Genomic DNA, 13,445 nt, shown 5'->3' with positions numbered 1-13,445 from the left:
CGAATGGTGCAGACTGATAAAGCCGCCGGGGGGTCTCGGCGGCTTTTCATATGTAACGGCGGTTTTCTTACCCGCCCGCGACTTCGTCGTATTCTTGCCCTTGCCGGATGGTCGGTGCGGGTCGGGATGCCGGGACGCAGTGATTACGTAGGCATCTGGGGCGACAGTCCGACTGCATGGCGCGGCAAGGCGCTGGCCGGTCGGACTGGTGCCCGGCTGGTGCGCGTCGAAGACGCGTTCCTTCGCTCAGTCCTGCCCGGGCGGGCGCGGGGCACAGTGGCGCGGCGCGGCCCCGTTGGTCTGATGATCGACCCTATCGGGTTGCATTTTGATCCCCGTGCGCCGTCGCTTATCGAAACTCTGGTCCATGCGCCTGAAACGCAGGCGCAGCTTGATCGCGCCCGTCAGGGGATCGAGCGGCTGATTGCGGCTGATCTGTCGAAATACAATGCCCATCTGCCCGCTGTTGCGCCGCCGACCCCCGGCTATGTTCTGGTGATCGACCAGACGCGCGGCGATGCCTCACTGATGGGGGCGACGCGGGATGATTTCCTGCGGATGCTTCAGGCGGCGCGGGATGAAAATCCAGGCCAGCCTGTCGTCATTCGTAGCCACCCCGAGACAGCGCGGGGTCTGCGTCCCGGCCACTTTACCCCGCAGGACCTGCGTCCGGGGGATGAGTTCTGCGATAGCCCGGTCTCTCCCTGGGCGCTATTGCGCGGTGCGGCGGGGGTCTATGTCCTGTCTTCGCAGCTGGGGTATGAAGCTATGCTTGCCGGCCACAGGCCGCGGGTCTTTGGCCAGCCGTTCTATGCCGGTTGGGGCTTGTCCGAGGATCAGCATCCCGTCCCGCGCCGCCGCCCTGCCAGTATCGAACAGCTCTTTGCCGCCAGTCATCTGCTTGCCCCGGTCTGGTATGATCCCTGCCGGGACCGGCTGACCGATTTTGAGGGCGCGATGGACCAGATCGAGGCCGAGGCCCGGGCATGGCGTCAGGATCATGACGGGCATCTGGCCTATGGTATGCGGCTGTGGAAGCGGCCCTTTATGGCGCGCTTTTTTGGCAGCGGCCGGGGGGTGCGGTTCAGCGACAAGCCGGGGCCACAGGTCACCATGGCCTGGGCCAATCGCGCGGACGAGACACCCGGCGCGCTGCGGGTCGAGGATGGGTTTCTGCGCTCGCGCGGTTTGGGTGCGGCGCTGGTTCCGCCGCTGTCGCTGGTCGCTGACGATCTTGGCATCTATTACGATCCCAGCCGCGAAAGCCGGTTTGAGCGGCTGATGGCCCAGCCCCTGCCCCCCGGTGGGCGCGAGCGGGCGTCGCGACTGGCGCGGCAGCTGACCAGGGCCGGGATCACCAAATACAATCTGACCGGACAGCTGCCTGATCTGCCCCCCGGACGCCGCATCCTTGTGCCCGGACAGGTCGAGGATGACGCCTCGATCCGTCTCGGCGCGGGCGAGGTGCGCAGCAATCTTGCCCTGCTGCAATGGGTGCGGGCCGAGAACCCCGATGCCGTGCTGATCTATAAGCCCCATCCCGATGTCGAGGCTGGCCTGCGCCCCGGGCTGATCCCCGCGGCTGTGCTTGATGCGTTAGCCGATGTCGTTGCCCACGGTGCTCCGGCGGATGCGCTGCTGGGCAAGGTTGATGAGGTCTGGACCATGACCTCAACCCTTGGCTTCGAGGCACTGTTGCGCGGCGTTCCGGTCACGACGCTGGGCGCACCCTTCTATGCAGGCTGGGGTCTGACCCGCGATCTGGGGCCGGTTCCCGCCCGCCGGCAGGTGCGGGCCGATCTTGAGCAACTGATCTATTGCGCGCTGATCGCCTATCCGCGCTATTTCGATCCGGTCAGCCGCCTGCCCTGCCCGCCCGAAGTCGCGGTTGAGCGGCTTTCGAACCCGACATTCGTATCGGGCGGTCCAGCCTTGCGCTGGCTTGCCAAGGCGCAGGGTGTACTTTCCAGCTATGCCTGGTTGTGGCGGCGCTAGTCGCGCAGCCAGCGATGCATAAGATCAGGGCCGATGCGCCGGGTCTCAGCCAGGTGAAAGCGTGGGGCATCGGCCAGGTGATCCAGCGCAAGGGCTCCGATCCCGCTGCGTGCATCACCGCCCAGAACGACCCCGGCGCTATAACCGATCAGCTGATCAACCAGTCCGGCGCGCAGCAGGCTGGCGGCCAGCACCCCGCCCCCCTCGCAAAAGATCCGCGTCAGGCCACGGCCTCCAAGCTCGGCCATAAAGCCCTCAGGTGCGCCCGAAACCTGCCATAGCGGCCCATGTTCGGCCCCCTCCGGCGGCAGTTCGGGCAAGGGGCGAGACGAGACGACGACCCGCACCGGCTGGCGCACCGCGCCAAAGCCGCGCACGTTCAGACCGGGCCGGTCAGTGCGGGCGGTTTCGCCCCCGACCATCACCGCGTCATGCGCAAGACGCAGCGCATGGACATGGCGACGTGAATCGGGACCGGTGATCCATTGGCTTTCACCCGAGGCGGTGGCGATGCGACCATCGAAACTGACGGCCAGTTTCAGGGTCAGCATGGGCCGGCCAAGCTGGATGCGGTTTAAAAACCCCCGCTGCAACTCGCGTGCCTCGGCCTCGCACACATCTTCGGTCACAGTGATGCCCGCCTCACGCAGCATGGCATGGCCGCGCCCGGCGACGCGTGGATCTGGGTCTGTCAGCGCCGAGACGACGCGGCTTACCCCTGCCCGGATCAGCGCCTCGGCACAAGGAGGGGTTTTGCCGTGATGGGCGCAGGGCTCAAGCGTGACATAGGCCGTGGCGCCACGCGCGGCCTCGCCCGCCTGCATCAGCGCCCTGACTTCGGCATGGGGGCGCCCGCCGGGCTGAGTCCAGCCGCGCCCGACGATGACACCGTCGCGCACCAGCACGCAGCCGACGGCAGGATTAGGCCAGACATTGCCAAGCCCGCGCCGCGCCAGCGCCAGCGCGTGCCGCATGTGGCGCAGGTCGTTCACTCTTCGACCGCTTGCGGCCGCAATTCGGACACGAATTTGTCGAAATCGTCCGCTGCCTGGAAGTTTTTGTAAACGCTGGCGAAACGGACATAGGCGACGGTGTCGATCCGGGCCAGAGTCTCCATCACGATCTCGCCTATGACCTTCGAGGGAATGTCGGTGTCGCCAAGGCTTTCCAGCCGTCGCACGATGCCCGAAATCATCTGGTCGATACGCTCCGGCTCAATCGGGCGTTTCTGCATGGCGATGCGGATCGAACGCTCAAGCTTGCTGCGGTCGAAATCCTCGCGCCGGCCGTTTGATTTGACGACCACCAGATCGCGCAGCTGCACCCGTTCATAGGTGGTAAACCGCCCGCCGCAGGCCGGACAAAAGCGGCGGCGGCGGATGGCCACGTTGTCTTCGGCAGGACGCGAATCCTTGACCTGCGTATCGACATTTCCACAGAAAGGACAGCGCATCCCTTGTTCCCCCAAAGCCCCGGACCCCAGTCAGTATAGGCAAGCCCAAACCACTTGGGTAGCCCATTGATCATCATACCAGATAGGGGATGGATCTGTGGCTGGTTGACGCTGCGGCAATCGGGTCTGGCCCGGGAGCGGGACGGGAATTTGCGCTGATATCTCGACAGGCTTGCGGGCGCGTGCAACATTTCCCCCACTATCGGCCGCCAGAAGGGGGCCGATCAATGCGGAGGAACCCAATGAAAAAAACCAACCAGATCGACCGGCGCGCCTTTCTGACCCGCGCCACGGTTGGCGGTACAGTGGCAGCGACCGGGGCCGCTTTGGCTGCGCCCGCCATCGCGCAGGAAATGCCCGAGGTGAAATGGCGTCTGACCTCGGCCTTTCCCAAGTCGCTGGACACGATCTATGGCGGCGCCGAAGTGCTGTCGAAATATCTGTCCGAGGCGACGGGCGGCAAATTCCAGCTGCAGGTCTTTGCGGGTGGCGAGATCGTCCCGGGCCTTCAGGCACAGGATGCTGTGACCGACGGCACGGTCGAGGCCTGCCATTCGGTCGGCTATTACAGCTGGGGCAAGGACCCGACCTTTGCGTTGGGATCTGCGGTGCCTTTTGCGCTGTCGGCGCGGGCGATGAACGCCTGGCAATACCACGGCGGTGGCATTGATCTTTATAATGAATTCCTTGCCACGCATAATATTTTCGGCCTGCCGGGCGGCAACACCGGCGCGCAGATGGGCGGCTGGTTCCGCAAAGAAATCGCCTCGGTGGACGATCTCAAGGGGCTCAAGATCCGGGTCGGCGGCTTTGCCGGCAAGGTGCTTGAGCGGCTGGGTGCCGTGCCTCAGCAGATCGCTGGCGGCGACATTTACCCGGCGCTGGAAAAGGGCACCATCGACGCCTCGGAATGGGTCGGCCCCTATGACGACCTCAAGCTCGGCTTCTATAAGGTCGCGCCCTATTACTACTACCCCGGCTGGTGGGAAGGCGGCCCGACCGTCCATTTCTTCTTCAGCAAAGAGAAATACGAATCGCTGCCCGACAACTACAAGTCGCTGCTGCGTACGGCATGTCAGGCGGTCGATGCCGACATGCTGCAAAAATACGACCACCTGAACCCTGTTGCGCTAAAAGAACTGGTCGCTTCGGGTGCTCAGCTGCGTTCGTTCAGCGCCGAGATTCTGGACGCCTGCTATAAGGCCGCGAACGAAGTCTATGCCGAGCTTGAGGCATCGAACGCGCCGTTCAAGAAAATCTGGGATTCGCTCAAGGTCGCCCGCGCGGACTGGTACCTGTATAACCAGACCTCGGAATATACCTACGACACCTTCATGATGATCCAGCAGCGTAACGGCACGCTCTGAGCCATCTTCAGACCGACAAGATGGGCCGCTGCGAGTATATCGCGGCGGCCCTTTTCTGTGGCGGCACTCATGAAAAAGGCGGCCCGGAGGCCGCCTTTGCTATCAGTTGCCCTGAGGCTGCGCTGGTGCGGTCAGACCGGGTGGCGGGCCCGACAGCGGTCCACCCAGCCCGTCCGCCGGCGCAGCGGGGGCGGCAGCTTCGGGCGCTGGCGTTTCCGGTGCAGGGCTGGTGCTCGCGCCGAAATCCGGTGCCCCGCCAAGACCGCCCGGCCCATCCAGCGAGGGGGCAGCGGGCGCGGTCGTGCCTTGCTGGCCAAAGGGATCTCCTCCCCCAAGCCCGCCAAAGCCGCCAAGGCCCCCCAACTCGCCGCCGCCCGAGGGGATCTCGATACGGACGTTCGAGGTGTCGATCGGCGCGCCTTTGTAATGCATGACCAGCCCGGGGAAGATCATCACGATCGCCACCATGACCAGCTGGATACAGACATAGGGCACCGCGCCCCAATAGATCTGCCCGGTGGTCACTGGCTGCATCGTCCGCCCCGTCACCTTGTCCTGATAGGGTGCCCGCGGTGCGACCGATCGCAGGAAGAACAGCGCAAAGCCAAAGGGTGGATGCATAAAGCTGGTCTGCATGTTCACGCCCAGCAGGACGCCGAACCAGATCAGGTCGATGCCCATGGCCTCGGCCGCGGGGGCAAGCAGCGGCACGATGATGAAGGCCAGTTCGAAGAAGTCCAGAAAGAACGCCAGCAGAAAGACCAGCAGCGACACCGCGATCAGGAAGCCGTACTCGCCCCCGGGCAGCGAGGTCAGCAGATGTTCGACCCACAGATGCCCGTTCACGCCATAGAAGGTCAGCGAGAACACCCGCGCCCCGATCAGGATGAACATGACAAAAGCCGACAACCGCGTCGTGGCCAGCAGCGCCTGTCGGATCACGTCATAGTTCAGCCGGTTCTTGATCCCGGCAAGGAACAGCGCGCCGACCGCGCCCATCGCACCCCCTTCAGAGGGCGTGGCGATGCCCAGAAAGATCGTGCCCAGCACCAGAAAGATCAGTGCCATTGGCGGGATCAGCACGATGATGACCTGTTGCGCAAGGCGCGACATCAGGTTGGTGTTCATCGCCCGGTCCAAAAGCGCCAGCACATAGATCACGATCACCGCCAGAGCCGGAGCCAGGATGTCGGCATCGCGTCCCTGCGTCGGGTAAAGCCAGCGGAATGCAAGCCACGCCATCCCAAGCGTCAGTGCCAGCGCCACCAGCAGCGAGGTAACGCCCGAGCCAAGCGTCCGCGCCTCTTTCGGCAGGGCCGGCAGGCTGTTCGGGCGGATGATCGACATGACAAAGATGTAAAGGATGTAGATCCCGGTCAGCACCAGGCCGGGGATCAGCGCGCCCTTGTACATGTCACCGACCGACCGGCCAAGCTGGTCGGCAAGCACGATCAGCACCAGCGACGGCGGGATGATCTGCGCCAGCGTACCGGCTGCGGCGATGGTGCCGGCAGAGATGCTGCGATCATAGCCATAGCGCAGCATGATCGGCAGCGAGATCAGCCCCATGGCAATGACCGATGCAGCAACAACCCCGGTCGTCGCAGCAAGAAGCGCGCCGACAATGATGACCGCATAGGCCAGACCACCCCGGATCGGACCGAAAAGCTGACCGATGGTGTCAAGCAGGTCTTCGGCCATGCCGGATTTCTCCAGCACGATGCCCATGAAGGTAAAGAATGGAATGGCAAGCAATGTCTCGTTTGACAGTACCCCCCATAACCTTTCTGGCATGGCGTTCAGCAGGGGCCAGCTAAGGTTGATACTACCGCCCGACAGCGGAGCGAGCTCGACCCCGATGACAAAGAACAGCAGCCCGTTTGCCGCCAGCGCGAACGCGACCGGATAGCCAAAGAGCAGAAAGAGCACCAGCGAGGCGAACATGATCGGCGCCATGTTCTGCGCGATGAAGACCATCATTTGCGGCTGTCTCCGTCCTCGGTGTCCTGTTCCAGTACGGCCTGCATCTCGCGCGCCATCATCTCGCTTTCCACGGCCGCGGCCTCATGGGCCGAGACGAAGGGGGTGGGGTCTTCGATGACGCCACGCATGACGGCGATCTTTTTGATGATCTCGGAAATGCCCTGAAAGAACAGCATGATAAAGGCGATGAGCAACATCATCTTGGCAGGCCACAGCACCAGCCCCCCAGCGTTGTTCGAGACCTCGCCCCGCGCATAAGAGCGCATCACCCAAGGGTAGAGATACCAGATCATCAGCGTGACAAAGGGCATCAGAAACAGGACATGCCCGATCAGGTCGATCCAGTGCTGACGGCGTCGGCTCCACATCCCGTAGATGATGTCGATGCGGATATGCTCGTTCTCTTTGAGCGTATACGCCGCCGCGCCAAGGAACGCGGCCCCAAAGAGGTACCATTGCAGTTCAAGCCAGGCGTTGGACGAGGTGTTCAGCACCTTGCGGACGACAGCATTCCCGGCGCTGACCAGAACGGCGACCAGGATCATCCAGCTCATGCCGCGGCCGATGATCGAGTTGATGCGGTCTATGCCGCGCGACAGGCCCAGCAGGGCACCCATATGAAAACCTCCCTCGTTCAATGGCAGCCCATGCGTGACGGGCCCCGGATTGTCCCTGACTTTCTCATGTGGCGGTCTGGTATGAGTGAACCGCAGGTATGCGTCAAGAAAAAGGCGACGCGCGGGGGTTCAGGCCAGCGCAACCATTGCGACAAGGCCCGCCGCCTCACCGATCTGCTGCATTGCGCCCAGGACGTCGCCGGTCTGGCCGCCAAGTCTGCGCATCGCCCATCGCGCAAGCCACAGCTGCGCCAGCGCAACCGCCGCGATCAGGACAAGCCAGGCGGGCACCGGACTGGGCAAGGCAAGCGCGGGCAGGATGAGCGACGCACCGCCAAGGATCATCGCCGCCCGGATTGTCCCTTTCCCGGGCCGTCCTGCGGCATGGCCCAACCCATCAAGGCGCGCGGCAGGCATCAGCCCCAGCCCCGCGGCCATCCCGGCGCGGGATGCTGCGCCCAGCCCGACCACCGCCGCTGCCGCGGTCCATGGTTCGGGCATGAGCGCTGCGATGGCAAAGACGCGCAGCCCGACGGTTACGATCAGCGCCAGCACGCCATAGCTGCCAACACGGGAATCGCGCATGATTTCAAGCCGTCTTTCCCGGTCTGCGCCCCCGCTGCCATCCGCGCAATCGGCCAGGCCGTCTTCGTGCAACCCTCCGGTTACAAGCATGACCGTGCCGATGGCAAGCAGCGCGGCGATGCCCCCCGGCAGCCCGGCAAGTGCCGCCAGGCCCAGCACGGCCGCCGCGATCAGGCCGACCACCAGCCCGACCAGCGGAAATGCCCAGGCGGCCTGGGCAAGTGTCGGAGGCGCGGCAGGCAGAAACCGTCCCACCGGCAGGCGGGTCAGCCAGACAAGCGCCAGCGCCGCCTCGGTCAGGCGCCTAGCCAATCCCGGCCTCGGCGAAAGTGGCCATACCGTTGTGGCATTCCAGCGCCGCGCGCAGAACCATCAGCGCCACGGCTGCGCCCGACCCCTCGCCCAGCCGCATGTCAAGCGTCACCACCGGCTTTTTGCCAAGGACGGCGATCAGCCGGCGATGCCCCGGCTCGGCGCTTTCATGGCCGATCAGGCAGTGATCCAGCGCATTGCGGTCGTTCACCATCAGGACCCCGGCAGCCGCCGAGCAGATAAAGCCGTCAAGGATCACCGGAATGCCCAGTTCGCGCGCCCGAATCACCGCGCCACATATTGCCGCCTGTTCGCGCCCGCCATATGAGCCAAGGATCGAGGCCGAGGTTGCCGCGCCCTTGTGACGTTTCAGCCCGGTCTCGACAGCCCGCAGCTTGTTGGCCATGACCCCGTCATCGGCACCGGTGCCCGGTCCGACCCAATCCTCGGCCGTGCCACCAAAGGTTGCTGCTGCCAGCGCCGCCGCGACGGTCGAATTGCCGATCCCCATTTCGCCAAGCAGGATGACATCGGCTTCGGGGTCAATGGCGTTCTTGCCGGTCTGGATGGCGGTGATCAGATCCTCGGTCTCCATCGCCATGCCTTGGGTGAAATCAGCGGTGGGACGGTCAAGCTCCAGCGCGATCACCTGCAGATCGGCGCCCGCCAGCCGGCAAAGCTGGTTGATCGCCGCGCCGCCGTTGCGGAAATTCCCGACCATCTGGGCGGTGACCTCGACCGGGAAAGGGTTCACGCCCTGATTGGTCACGCCATGATTGCCGGCAAAGACCAGTGCCTGCGCGCGGTCGATCACAGGCCGATCCGTACCCTGCCAGCCTGCCATGAAGACCGCCAGCTCTTCTAACCGGCCCAGCGATCCCGGCGGCTTTGTCAGCTGATCCTGACGGTCACGGGCGGCAGCGGCGGCGGTCTCGTCGAACTGTTTCACTATATCCCTCATTGCGATTTCAGGCACAGCGGCAGGCCGCTGACGGCCATCCAGACTTCGTCCGCAACGCGCGCGATTGCCTGATTCATCCAGCCATGCTCATCCCGGAAGCGGCGGGCAAGCGGATTTTCGGGCACGATGCCAAGGCCCAGCTCATTTGTCACCAGCACCACCGGGCTGTGCTGGGTGCCAAGCGTCTGACAAAGCGCGTTTACATGTGGGCCGGGATCACCCTCGGCCATCATGTTCGACAGCCACAGCGTCAGGCAATCGACCAGCCGCACCCCCTGCCCGTCGGTACGCGCAAGCGCACCGGCAAGGTCGCACGGCTCTTCGACCGTTTGCCAGCCGGGACCACGCTGGTCGCGGTGACGGGCGATACGGGCGGTCATCTCGTCATCCCATGCCTCGGCTGTGGCGATATAGATCCGCGGGCCGGGCTGGCGGGCGGCAAGGGATTCGGCCAGCGCCGACTTTCCCGACCGGGCACCGCCCGTAACCATGGTGATGCGTGTATCAGAACTCATGCCCTTGTTGTTTCACATGGCCTGACGTTGCGAAAGCCGGAAATCGCTCTTGCTGTCTTACAGCTTTTGGGCACTATTTCTCTAATCATCACGGCCGAGCCGGCAAGCAGCCGCGCCGCAAGATATCAGAGAGGTGCCCTATGACCCGTCTGTTCCTCACTACCGCACTGGTTGCAGGGCTTGCCCTGCCCGCTTTTGCCGTCCAGCCCGCCGAAGGTGAAAAGCTGGCCGAGAATCAGAGCTATACCTTCTGGCTGCTGGACGCGATCAAGACGACCGACCCGCAGAAGAACACCGATGTCGAAGGTTCGGATGTCCTGCGTCAGCTGTTCGAGGGGCTGATGAACGAGGACGGCCATGGCGCCCCTGTACCCGGTGTGGCGACGGGTTTTGATCTGTCCGAGGACAAGCTGACCTATACGTTCCACCTGCGCCCCGAGGCGAAATGGTCAAACGGCGATCCGGTCACGGCGCATGATTTCGTCTATGCCTGGCGGCGGCTGGCCGATCCGGCGACCGCAGCGGAATACGCGTGGTACATGGAGCTGATGAACGTCGAAAACGCCACCGCCATCGTCAAGGGCGAGAAAAAGCCCGACGAACTGGGCGTCAAGGCCGTCGATGACCACACGCTTGAGGTGCGGCTGACCACCCCCACCCCCTATTTTCCGAAAATGGTCACGCATCCCTCGACCTTCCCGGTCAACCAGAAGGTGGTCGAGGCCGGGGGCGACAACTGGACGCAGCCGGGCAAGCTGGTCGGCAACGGCGCTTTCGTGCTGAAAAGCCATGACCTCGGCGTGCAGATCAGCATGGACAAGAACCCCGAATACTGGGACGCCGCCAATGTCGTCATGGAGCATATCAAGGGCCTGACGGTGAATGACAACAACGTAGCACTGACCCGCTATCAGGCGGGTGAGCTGGACCGGGTGCAGATCCCTGCCGGTCAGTATCCCCGGCTTAAGGAACAGTTCCCCGATCAGGCGACCTCGATCCCCTTTTCCTGCACCTACGGCTATCTGATGAATGTGGGCGAGAAAGGCCCCGAGGCGCTCAAGGACGCGCGGGTGCGCAAGGCGCTGAGTTATGCCATGCAGCGTGATGTGGTGGTGAACCAGATCCTGCAGGGCGGCCAGAAGCCCGCCTATAACTGGACCCATTGGGCGATCGAAGGCTTTCAGATGCCGCAGATTGACTACGCCTCGTGGTCGCAGGCCGAGCGGCTGGAAAAGGCCAAGGCGCTGCTTGCCGAGGCGGGCTATGGGCCGGACAAGCCGCTAAAGCTGACACTGCAGTACAACACCGACGAAAGCCACAAGAGGATCGCCGTTGCCGCCCAGCAGTTCTATAAACCGCTTGGCATCGAGCTGACGCTGAACAACGTCGAATGGAAGGTACATACCGACCGGATGCAATCGGGCGATTTCCAGATGGCCCGCTATGCGTGGTGCGCCGATTTCAACGAGGCCTCGACCTTCCTCGACTTTTTCCGTTCGACCGGGATGAACTACGGCGGCTATTCGAACCCCGAGTTCGACAAGGTGATGGATCAGTCCAAGACCTCTGAGGACCCCAACCAGCAATATACCGCGGCCGAGCAGATCCTGGCCGAGGACATGCCGCTGGTCCCGATCTATCACTATGCCAAGGTTGATATGATCCGCGATGACATCAAGGGCCTGCCGACCATGAACGTGATGAACAACTGGTACGCCAGGAACATCTATCGCATCCAGAAATAAGCCATGGAGGCGACCGCCCGCACCCGGCCCTGATCCTGTCCGGCACCTGAATTCGGGAACCTGCACATGTTTGGCTTTATCTTGCGGCGGCTCGCGGTCGCCATCCCGACGCTGCTTTTGCTGATCGTCGTTTCGTTCCTGCTGATGTATGCCGCGCCAGGCGGTCCCTTCACGCAGGAACGCGCCCTGCCGCCGCAAGTGCTGGCCAACCTGAATGCCAAATACGGGCTTGATCAGCCGCTGTGGCGGCAGATCGTGGGCTATGTCTGGGGCATTGTCGCACATTTCGACTTCGGCCCCAGCTTTGTCTATCCCGACCGTTCGGTGAACCAGATCATCGCCGCTGGTTTTCCGGTGACGCTGACCTATGGCGGCATCGCCTTTGCCGTTGCGGTGGCGGTGGGCATCAGCCTTGGCGTGGCGGCGGCGATCCGGCAGAACTCCTGGCTTGATCACCTTGCGGTCGGTATCTCGATCGGCGCGCAGGTGTTGCCGAACTTCGTCATGGCGCCTTTGCTGGTGCTGGTCTTTACGCTGTGGCTTGGCTGGCTGCCGGGCGGAGGCTGGGGCGGTCCCACCTATTGGATCATGCCGGTCGTGGCGCTGTCGACCAGCTTCATGGCCTCTATTGCCCGTATCACCCGCAGTTCGATGCTGGAGGTACTGGGTTCAAACCATATCCGCACCGCGCGTGCCAAGGGCCTGCCCGAACGCGCGGTGATCCTGCGCCATGCGCTCCGCCCCGCGTTGTTGCCGGTCATCAGCTATCTTGGCCCGGCCTTTGTCACCATGATCACCGGTTCGGTGGTGATCGACATGTATTTCTCGACCGGAGGCATCGGCCGCAGCTTTGTCGATTCGGCGCTGAACCGCGACTATGCGGTGATGATGGGAATCACCATTCTTGTCGGTGCGCTGACCATTTTCTTCAGCCTCGTGGTCGATGTGCTTTACGCCTGGATCGACCCCAAGATCCGGTATTGAGCCATGATTGACAGCCAGAAAATGCAGTCACTGGCCACGCGCCTGGCCCAGCCCGAGGTCAAGGGCCGCAGCCCATGGGCTGACGCGCGCCGCCGCTTTCGCCGCAACAAGGCCGCCATGGTCAGCCTGCTGGTGCTGATCCTTGTCGGGCTGTTTGCCCTGTTTGGTAATCATATAGCTGCATGGTCGAACGAAGAGATGGACTTTTCGATCATGGGTCAGGCTGCGCAGCTTGGCGCGCCCAGCCTTGAAAACGGGCATTGGTTCGGCACTGACGATCTGGGCCGCGACCTGTTTGCCCGCACGGTGCAGGGCACGCAGATCAGCCTGATGGTCGGTCTGATCGGTGCGGGGATCGCCGTTCTTGTGGGCACGCTTTATGGCGCGACCGCGGGCTATCTTGGCGGCCGTATCGACGCGGTGATGATGCGTACGGTCGATGTGCTGATGTCCATTCCCTATATGTTCGTGCTGATCCTGCTGCTGGTGATCTTTGGCCGGTCGATGCTGATGCTGTTTCTGGGCATCGGGCTGATCTCATGGCTCGACATGTCGCGGATCGTGCGCGGCCAGACCCTGAGCCTGAAGAACCGAGAGTTCATCGAGGCCGCCCGCGCGACCGGAGTTCCTGCCTGGCGCATCATCCTGCGCCATATCGTGCCGAACCTGATGGGCGTGGTGGCGGTCTATGCGACGCTGCTGGTGCCGCTGATGATCCTGACCGAAAGCTTTATCAGTTTCCTTGGCCTTGGCGTGCAAGAGCCACTGACCTCCTGGGGCGCGCTGATTTCCGAGGGGGCGGGGACGATGAATTACGGCACGCTCTGGCAGCTTGTTTTTCCGCTGTTTTTCTTTTGCGTCACGCTATTTGCCTTTTTCTTTGTCGGGGATGGCTTGCGCGACGCTCTGGACCCGAAGGATCGCTGAC

Annotated in this window: 12 protein-coding genes; 5 read left to right on the top strand and 7 right to left on the bottom strand. The window is 63.3% G+C overall.

Annotated features, from left to right (window positions below):
* The first annotated feature begins 3 nt into the window (after positions 1 to 3).
* Positions 4 to 1,995: a capsular polysaccharide biosynthesis protein gene (locus M511_RS03990; protein WP_085501424.1), complete on the top strand. Its 1,992-nt coding sequence runs from the start codon at positions 4 to 6 to the stop codon at positions 1,993 to 1,995.
* Here the strand turns inward: M511_RS03990 and ribD are convergent.
* Together ribD and nrdR are read right to left on the bottom strand one after the other, a co-directional pair.
* The gene (gene ribD / locus M511_RS03985) at positions 1,992 to 2,969 is read right to left on the bottom strand and encodes a bifunctional diaminohydroxyphosphoribosylaminopyrimidine deaminase/5-amino-6-(5-phosphoribosylamino)uracil reductase RibD (protein WP_085501504.1); all 978 of its coding nucleotides are present in this window, start codon (positions 2,967 to 2,969) and stop codon (positions 1,992 to 1,994) included. The genes M511_RS03990 and ribD overlap by 4 nt on opposite strands.
* A gap of 14 nt (positions 2,970 to 2,983) precedes the next feature.
* On the bottom strand, positions 2,984 to 3,448 hold the full coding sequence (nrdR, locus tag M511_RS03980) for a transcriptional regulator NrdR (RefSeq protein WP_010398342.1): 465 nt from the start codon (positions 3,446 to 3,448) through the stop codon (positions 2,984 to 2,986).
* 260 nt (positions 3,449 to 3,708) lie between these two features.
* Between nrdR and M511_RS03975 the strand changes: the two genes are divergently transcribed.
* Complete coding sequence (locus M511_RS03975; RefSeq protein ID WP_176224510.1) at positions 3,709 to 4,815, top strand: TRAP transporter substrate-binding protein; 1,107 nt, start codon at positions 3,709 to 3,711, stop codon at positions 4,813 to 4,815.
* A 102-nt stretch (positions 4,816 to 4,917) separates the two neighbouring features.
* Here M511_RS03975 and M511_RS03970 read toward each other — a convergent pair whose 3' ends face one another.
* The 5 genes from M511_RS03970 to cobU form a co-directional block, all read right to left on the bottom strand.
* The gene (locus tag M511_RS03970; RefSeq protein WP_085501422.1) at positions 4,918 to 6,795 is read right to left on the bottom strand and encodes a TRAP transporter large permease; all 1,878 of its coding nucleotides are present in this window, start codon (positions 6,793 to 6,795) and stop codon (positions 4,918 to 4,920) included.
* A complete protein-coding gene (locus M511_RS03965) occupies positions 6,792 to 7,415 on the bottom strand; it encodes a TRAP transporter small permease subunit (protein WP_010398348.1) in 624 nt (207 codons plus the stop codon). Before M511_RS03965 ends, M511_RS03970 begins: the two co-directional genes overlap by 4 nt.
* A gap of 129 nt (positions 7,416 to 7,544) precedes the next feature.
* A complete protein-coding gene (gene cobS / locus M511_RS03960; protein WP_085501421.1) occupies positions 7,545 to 8,312 on the bottom strand; it encodes an adenosylcobinamide-GDP ribazoletransferase in 768 nt (255 codons plus the stop codon).
* Positions 8,305 to 9,273 (bottom strand): nicotinate-nucleotide--dimethylbenzimidazole phosphoribosyltransferase, encoded by a 969-nt coding sequence (cobT, locus tag M511_RS03955; protein WP_085501420.1) that lies wholly within the window; start codon positions 9,271 to 9,273, stop codon positions 8,305 to 8,307. The genes cobS and cobT overlap by 8 nt, the downstream gene beginning before the upstream one ends.
* A complete protein-coding gene (gene cobU, locus M511_RS03950) occupies positions 9,270 to 9,788 on the bottom strand; it encodes a bifunctional adenosylcobinamide kinase/adenosylcobinamide-phosphate guanylyltransferase (RefSeq protein ID WP_029372396.1) in 519 nt (172 codons plus the stop codon). The genes cobT and cobU overlap by 4 nt, the downstream gene beginning before the upstream one ends.
* Before the next feature lie 140 nt (positions 9,789 to 9,928).
* Between cobU and M511_RS03945 the strand changes: the two genes are divergently transcribed.
* The 3 genes from M511_RS03945 (at position 9,929) to M511_RS03935 (ending at position 13,444) form a co-directional block, all read left to right on the top strand.
* Entirely contained in the window at positions 9,929 to 11,533 is a 1,605-nt protein-coding gene (locus tag M511_RS03945; RefSeq protein WP_010398357.1) for a peptide ABC transporter substrate-binding protein, read from the top strand.
* 66 nt (positions 11,534 to 11,599) lie between these two features.
* Positions 11,600 to 12,517 (top strand): oligopeptide ABC transporter permease OppB, encoded by a 918-nt coding sequence (gene oppB / locus M511_RS03940; protein ID WP_010398359.1) that lies wholly within the window; start codon positions 11,600 to 11,602, stop codon positions 12,515 to 12,517.
* Between the two features lie 3 nt (positions 12,518 to 12,520).
* Positions 12,521 to 13,444 carry an ABC transporter permease subunit gene (locus tag M511_RS03935; protein WP_010398362.1) on the top strand — a complete coding sequence of 308 codons (924 nt, stop codon included), beginning with the start codon at positions 12,521 to 12,523 and terminating at the stop codon, positions 13,442 to 13,444.
* Position 13,445: the final 1 nt, after the last annotated feature.

Origin of the sequence: Paracoccus sp. J56 (assembly GCF_019633685.1) — a bacterium.
GTDB lineage: Bacteria > Pseudomonadota > Alphaproteobacteria > Rhodobacterales > Rhodobacteraceae > Paracoccus > Paracoccus kondratievae.
The sequence above is the reverse complement of the archived record's forward strand: the minus strand, read 5'-3'. Positions and strand labels throughout refer to the sequence as shown.

Bases quoted from the DNA above. Each gene is read 5' to 3' on its own strand.
- M511_RS03990 (WP_085501424.1), top strand. From the start codon at position 4: ATGGTGCAGACTGATAAAGCCGCCGGGGGGTCTCGGCGGCTTTTCATA.
- ribD (WP_085501504.1), bottom strand. From the start codon at position 2,969: ATGCGGCACGCGCTGGCGCTGGCGCGGCGCGGGCTTGGCAATGTCTGG.
- nrdR (WP_010398342.1), bottom strand. From the start codon at position 3,448: ATGCGCTGTCCTTTCTGTGGAAATGTCGATACGCAGGTCAAGGATTCG.
- M511_RS03970 (WP_085501422.1), bottom strand. From the start codon at position 6,795: ATGATGGTCTTCATCGCGCAGAACATGGCGCCGATCATGTTCGCCTCG.
- M511_RS03965 (WP_010398348.1), bottom strand. From the start codon at position 7,415: ATGGGTGCCCTGCTGGGCCTGTCGCGCGGCATAGACCGCATCAACTCG.
- cobT (WP_085501420.1), bottom strand. From the start codon at position 9,273: ATGAGGGATATAGTGAAACAGTTCGACGAGACCGCCGCCGCTGCCGCC.
- cobU (WP_029372396.1), bottom strand. From the start codon at position 9,788: ATGAGTTCTGATACACGCATCACCATGGTTACGGGCGGTGCCCGGTCG.
- M511_RS03945 (WP_010398357.1), top strand. From the start codon at position 9,929: ATGACCCGTCTGTTCCTCACTACCGCACTGGTTGCAGGGCTTGCCCTG.
- oppB (WP_010398359.1), top strand. From the start codon at position 11,600: ATGTTTGGCTTTATCTTGCGGCGGCTCGCGGTCGCCATCCCGACGCTG.
- M511_RS03935 (WP_010398362.1), top strand. From the start codon at position 12,521: ATGATTGACAGCCAGAAAATGCAGTCACTGGCCACGCGCCTGGCCCAG.